This is a genomic window from Psychrobacter sp. (genome assembly GCF_035469765.1).
Taxonomy (GTDB): domain Bacteria; phylum Pseudomonadota; class Gammaproteobacteria; order Pseudomonadales; family Moraxellaceae; genus Psychrobacter.
Genome location: NZ_DATIRM010000235.1, coordinates 1 through 6,224 on the forward strand (window position 1 = coordinate 1; position 6,224 = coordinate 6,224).

General features: G+C 43.8%; 5 protein-coding genes. 1 reads left to right on the forward strand and 4 read right to left on the reverse strand.

Going from position 1 to position 6,224, the window contains the following annotated elements; all coding sequences use genetic code 11:
* Positions 1–100 precede the first annotated feature (100 nt).
* The 4 genes from VLN09_RS06645 to pilM are packed head-to-tail and all read right to left on the reverse strand — an operon-like array spanning position 101 to position 3,088.
* The gene (locus VLN09_RS06645; RefSeq protein WP_325244865.1) at positions 101–640 is read right to left on the reverse strand and encodes a pilus assembly protein PilP; all 540 of its coding nucleotides are present in this window, start codon (positions 638–640) and stop codon (positions 101–103) included.
* A complete protein-coding gene (locus tag VLN09_RS06650) occupies positions 640–1,371 on the reverse strand; it encodes a type 4a pilus biogenesis protein PilO (RefSeq protein ID WP_325244867.1) in 732 nt (243 codons plus the stop codon). The genes VLN09_RS06645 and VLN09_RS06650 overlap by 1 nt, the downstream gene beginning before the upstream one ends.
* The gene (locus VLN09_RS06655; RefSeq protein ID WP_325244869.1) at positions 1,368–2,033 is read right to left on the reverse strand and encodes a PilN domain-containing protein; all 666 of its coding nucleotides are present in this window, start codon (positions 2,031–2,033) and stop codon (positions 1,368–1,370) included. Before VLN09_RS06655 ends, VLN09_RS06650 begins: the two co-directional genes overlap by 4 nt.
* Positions 2,033–3,088 (reverse strand): type IV pilus assembly protein PilM, encoded by a 1,056-nt coding sequence (pilM, locus tag VLN09_RS06660; protein WP_325244871.1) that lies wholly within the window; start codon positions 3,086–3,088, stop codon positions 2,033–2,035. The genes VLN09_RS06655 and pilM overlap by 1 nt, the downstream gene beginning before the upstream one ends.
* Before the next feature lie 195 nt (positions 3,089–3,283).
* On the opposite strand from pilM, the gene VLN09_RS06665 reads away from it, so the two are divergent.
* Entirely contained in the window at positions 3,284–5,968 is a 2,685-nt protein-coding gene (locus tag VLN09_RS06665; protein ID WP_325244873.1) for a PBP1A family penicillin-binding protein, read from the forward strand.
* The last annotated feature ends 256 nt before the right edge of the window (positions 5,969–6,224 follow it).

Genomic DNA, 6,224 nt, shown 5'->3' on the forward strand with positions numbered 1-6,224 from the left:
GCCAATGCAGAGATGGCAAAAGTAGAAGTTACGCGGTTGCTCATCATTATTACCTTGTTATTGCGTACTGTCATTATTTATTCCTTAAAAATCTGCCGACTTAGCTTATAGGGGACACCAGTGACTGGGGTTTTTCAACAAACCCAGCACGACTGTCTGGCACAATTTCAATCAAGTTAATCTGAGTCGGCGTGATTTCAACAATACGGCCATCATTCAATCCAAGATAATTACCCACTCTAACACTAGCAACCGAACTATCCGGACGCTGTACTAACGCATACTGTTGACCTTCAGGTGAAATGACGACACCGCGAAAGACAAGTTGCGTCAGCTCATATTGTTCAAGCGGCTCTTTCACTCGGGTTATATCAGGACGCACCCCATCGATAGAGTTGGTAGGACCTTGCACATTCACTAAACTTGGTGGCAAAAATGGACTACGCTGCGCACTAGCGCTATAAACAAAGTCTTCCACTAGCTCAGCTTGAGGCGGCGGCTCGATAGGCTGCGATGGTTGGTTACGGATATCAGCCATCGCCTGCTCTGCTAAGCCGATACGATCCGTACAAGCGCTCAGGGATAAAACAGCAGCGCTTAACAGCAGTAACCTTAACCTAGGCAATTTTTGGATAGTCATCAGTTACCTCCTGCAGTAGCATCGGCAGGCACCGCTTCAGCCGCCGCTGCATCACCTTCAGGGTCCGCTTCTTTTGAGCGATAGGTTTTGGTTTGCAATACCAAATTCAGCTCAGGCAAAACATCCAAGGTTGGCTGCGGATTACTGACTTCAAAATCATGCATGGTGATAATCCTTGGTAAAGCCGCCAAACCACTAATAAAGCTACCAAACTGATGGTACTCACCCAAAGCTGCAATACGAATAGGTTGCTCGATAAAGAACTCATTTTCAATTTCAGGCTCAACAGAGATATCTTGAAAACGTATGTTACTACCCACGCCCGTCATATTGATACCCTCGACCAGTTCTGATACGCGCGTATCTTTTGGTAGCTGGTCAAGCAAAGTGTTGAATTCGGCTTCCATTTGAATCACTTGAGCTTGATAAGCTTGCAAATGGCGTGCGCGTGATTCTTTTTCACGGTAGCTATCGAGCAAGGTTTGTTGCTGGCTTTCAGCTGCAGTGATTTCATCAATTTTACTGCTGATCGGTAATGCCCATGAAATAGCGGCAATCAAGGCAATAATAAAACCAATAACAGTAACTTTGACAGGGAGCGGCCAACTGCCATAGTTTTCAGAATCTAATGATTCAAAACTACGACGAAACTCATTTAAATCAAATTGTTTTTTTGGCTTTACCACCGTCTTTTTGAGTTTCATTCGGGGTTTTTTACGGGTCAGTTTCATAACTCACCTCCAGGTACAGTGGTGCCATCAGCACCCTCTACAGGAACGGCTGTTTCCGACTGTACTTTGGTCGTTATCACAAACTGTACGTAGCTGTCTTCAGGATAAATAGGACGCGGTTGTTCACCGGGAGTAGTGGCGGTGTTTTCTAAAATGGGCGCTGCTTGATAAGCGGTAATGTTTTGTTGAATGTTACTAACGGCTGAATTGCCCATCCATTTACTGCTATCAAGATTACGAATCAAACTTGATACAACGTTTGGATTGTCAGCAAGACCTGTCAACGTCAACACATCTCCTTCACGCTTTAGATTAGTCAAATAAAGCGCTGGCGGAATAGCTTTAGCAAGATCGTCCCATAAACGTACAGGTACTGGGCGTCGACCTTGTAGGTCTTGAATAACCTGCATGCGTGAGATAATATCCTCTCGGCGCTGCTCTAAGCTATCAATTTCGACCAATGCTTTATCTAAGCGCGCATTTTCTTGTTCAATCAGCGCATTAGCATCCAATTGCTCATCAAGTTCGTTATTAAAATAACTCCACGTCGCAAATGCAGCCAACAGGCTCAGCAGTGTCACTGCCACCACCAAGGTAATAAACTCTTTATTACGGCGTGTGCGCTCTTCTTGCCGCCAGGGCAATAGATTAAGACGAGCCATTAGTCAAAGCTCCTTAACGCTAGACCGCAAGCGGCCATTAAGCTGGGTGCATCAATCGCTAGTTGCTCATGATCGATATGTGGAGCAATGGTCATGTTGATGAACGGATTTGCAATGCTCACAGGTACGCCCAATCTCTGTTGTGCCATTCCTGCAAGACCTGCAATGGAGCTACTACCGCCAGCAAGTACCACGTGATCAATACTGCTGTATTGACTTGAGGAAAAATAGAACTGTAAAGAGCGGGTTATTTGTTGGATTGTATTTTCTATAAATGGCGTTAAGACATCAGGATAGTAATCATCAGGTAAGGCGCGCTCGCGCTTACTAATATTAGCTTCTTCAGCCGACAGACCGTAGCGGTTTTGGATGGCCTCAGTCAGCTGACTGCCGCCAAATAACTGCTCTCGACTATAAATAAACTCACCATTTTTGGCAACATATAATGTCGTTTGATTGTGTCCGATATCAACCAAAGCCACCAAATCTGGCAAGTTTGGCAGACTGTCTGCCATTAAGCCAAAAGCACGCTCAATGGCATGCGACTCAATATCCATCACCTTGGTTTTCAGACCTCCGAAGGTTAAAGCGTCCACTCTTTGGTCAACGTTTTCTGAACGAGATGCAGCAAGCAATACTTGCACCATATCATCATTGATAAGAGAAGGACCCAATACCTCAAAGTCCAAATTGACGTCTTCTAGTGGGTAAGGTATATATTGGTCTGCATCCAAACGGATCTGAGCTTCGCGCTCCACGTCACTTAGCACCATATCCATATCGATGATTTTGGTAATCACAGCTGACCCTGAGACGGCAGTTGCCGCACTGCTGCCCGCCGCTTGGCAACGCCTGGCCAAGCTTGCTATAGTATTACCTACCACTTCAGTATCTACAATGAGTTTGTCGATGACTACGCCTTCTGGTAATATCTCAGTACCATAAGATCTTAAGTAAAAAACGCCTTGTTGGCGCTGTATATCAACCAACTTCACTGAGGTGGTACAAATATCCACACCAATCAAATGTTGACTTTTAGAAGTAAATAGCCTCACAAACTCCATACCTTATATTAAGTGTACAATCTGATAGTTATTTGTAATAATTTAGTACAATACTTTACTTAATAGAGAGATTCAAGCATTTAAATTATCTGTAAAGCCTAACTTACACATTTATTATTACTTGCCTATTTTGTTCAAGGTATAATGTTTTTTATCTGTTGCAAACCTAAATCGATAAGTCTGACTATGACCAAACAAAATGCCACTGTTCGTCTCATTCACTTTCTAGTGGGGCTCTTTATTGCCTTTCTAGCATTGGCGGTTGTATTAGCGCTTGCCGTTCCTATTGGGTTTTATGGCATGGCGATGTATTTATCGCCGACTTTGCCAAGTACGCAAGAGATTAAGACAGCAAATTTAGAAATGCCATTACAGATATATAGTAGTGATGACAAATTGATTGGACAGTATGGCAACCGTTTATCATTACCTATTACTTTTGAAGAGATACCAGAAAACTTAACCCACGCTTTTTTGGCAGCGGAAGACTCCTCGTTTTTTCAACATAGTGGTATCAGTATTAAGGGGTTGGGTCGCGCGGTTACGGAAGTTGTGACGGATGATGATAGCCAAACAGGCGGTTCAACCATCACGATGCAGGTCGCCAAAAATTATTTTTTAAGTCCAGACCGTACCTTAAATCGTAAACTAACCGAATTGTTCTTAGCCCGTAAAATCGAAGACGAGCTGAGTAAAAATGACATCCTTACCCTTTATGTGAATAAAATTTACTTAGGTGAAGGCGCTTACGGTATTCGCGCTGCTGCAAAAAAATATTATAGTAAATCGTTAGAAAATCTCACCATTGCTGAAATGGCAATGCTTGCAGGTTTGCCGAAAGCGCCCTCTAAATACAATCCTGTTGCCAATCCAAGTCGGGCGCTCACGCGTCGTAACTGGATCATTGGTCGCATGAATGAGTTGGGTTATATTGATAAAGCTCAACATGACGAGGCCATCAACGCGCCTATCGGTATTAAACTCTATCAAGAAAAGCTTGATGTTAATATGCCTTATTTGGCAGAAATGACACGTGCTGCTTTGGTTGAGCGCTATGGTGAGCAGGTCATGCATGGCGGTTGGCGTGTGCGCTTGACGGTCGATAGTCAAGCACAGATAGCTGCGGAAACTGCGGTGTTATCTGGCTTGGTCGCTTACGAGCATCGCCATGGTTGGCGCGGTGCTGAAGCCAATGGTGAACCGCTAGAGAAGTTCCGCCGTTATAGCAATATGACCCCTGCCAAAGTAACTAAGGTCAATGCCCGTAGCTTTGAAGCAACCATGCCTTCTGGCGAAAACGTTACTGTTAATTGGTCGGGCATGAGCTGGGCACGCAAATATATCTCTGCTGACCGCATCGGCTATTTTCCGAGTAATGCCAGTCAAATAGTGAGTAAAGATGATATTATTCGCCTGATACCGACTACCAATGGTGGTTGGCAATTGGGTCAAATACCCAAAGTACAAGGTAGTTTGGTTTCTCTAAACCCTGATACTGGAGCCGTTCGTGCCTTAGTTGGTGGTTTTGACTTTAACCACAGTAAATTTAACCGTGCCCTACAAGGCTGGCGTCAACCAGGTTCAACTATCAAACCTCTTGTCTATACCGCCGCATTAGAAAAAGGCTATCGTCCGGACAGCATCGTATCTGATCGCCCCATTCAAGTAGGTGATTGGCAACCCAAAAACTCCGATGGTCGCTTCTTAGGAGATATCACCCTACGCCGCGGACTTTATTTATCTCGTAACTTGGTTTCTATTCGCCTTTTGCAAGCAATTGGCATCTCTGATGCTCGCAATCTCTTAGATGAATTTGGGCTGGATAAAGAAAAGCTACCTACCACCTTGTCTCTAGCATTGGGCGCCGGTCAAGCCACCCCATTACAAATGGCCACTGCTTACGCTACTTTTGCCAATGGTGGTCACCGCATCCAGCCTTATTTTATTGAACAAATCTATAATTATAATAACAAGCTTTTATTTCAAGCCAGTCCTCAACAAGCATGTGCTCTATGTTTTAATGAGCAGCTCGATGATGTCAATAAAAAACTGACCGAAGAGTATGATGCAAAAATAGCAGAGAGCAAAAAATCAGTATCAGAAGATAAAGTAGACAACAATAAAGAGTCATCTGCAGATGAAAAGAAAGTTGTTGATGTAAAAGTAGAAGAAAGCAGCAAAGACAGTGCAAAAACTGCCTTGAGCATTTATGATGCCAGCCCAGAATCAGATCGCCTAAAAGCACCTGCCGTACAGTACGTACGTGCTGAACAAGCACCGCGTATTTTAAAGCCTAGAGTGGCTTATGAGATGGCAGATATCTTACGTGATGTGATTCAGCGTGGTACAGCATTTAAAGCAAAATCTTTGGGGCGTGATGATATTGGCGGTAAGACAGGTACTACCAATGAGGCAAAAGATGCTTGGTTTGCAGGATTTCATCCTACCAATGCCACAGTTGTTTGGATGGGTTTTGACCAACCATCAACCCTTGGTCGACGCGAATATGGTGGTGTTGCAGCATTACCGGTATGGATGGACTTTATGAAAGCCCAACTAAAGGACACACCGAGTCAGTGGGTATCAATCAATAACCGCGCCAAGTCCAAAAAGCAAAAGCAAACTATTATAGAGTTGATGGATGAAGGCGTAGCTGACCTTCAGGATCAGGATACTGGTACAGGAAAATCAGAAAAACCGGTCAAAACCTCTACCCAGCAGCGCCAACCACCGCCGCCAAAACCTGTTGAAATACCGGAAGGTACGGCAGTAGCAAAACCTAATAATAGTAGTAGCGCTAATAGTATAGAGAAAAAACCGAAGCCCCTCGTGGTCACACCTGTCGAACGTATGCCAGCGATGCCGGAATAGCAAAATAGTGATTGGGTTGATTAACAAACCATAAAAAAGGCTTGTTCAGTATTTACTGAGCAAGCCTTTTTTATGGTCTATATTAACTGACTATATTTAAGTTGACGGTAATAATAGCCCCTACTCTCTTTAATAACAGGGGCTGATAGATCTATTGTTAGTACTTATAACGACACTTTGAACCTCATCGCTATTTAAATTATCTCACGCATCAATGCTAAAATTCTACCATCCCGGCACGTAGCTGATCAATCAG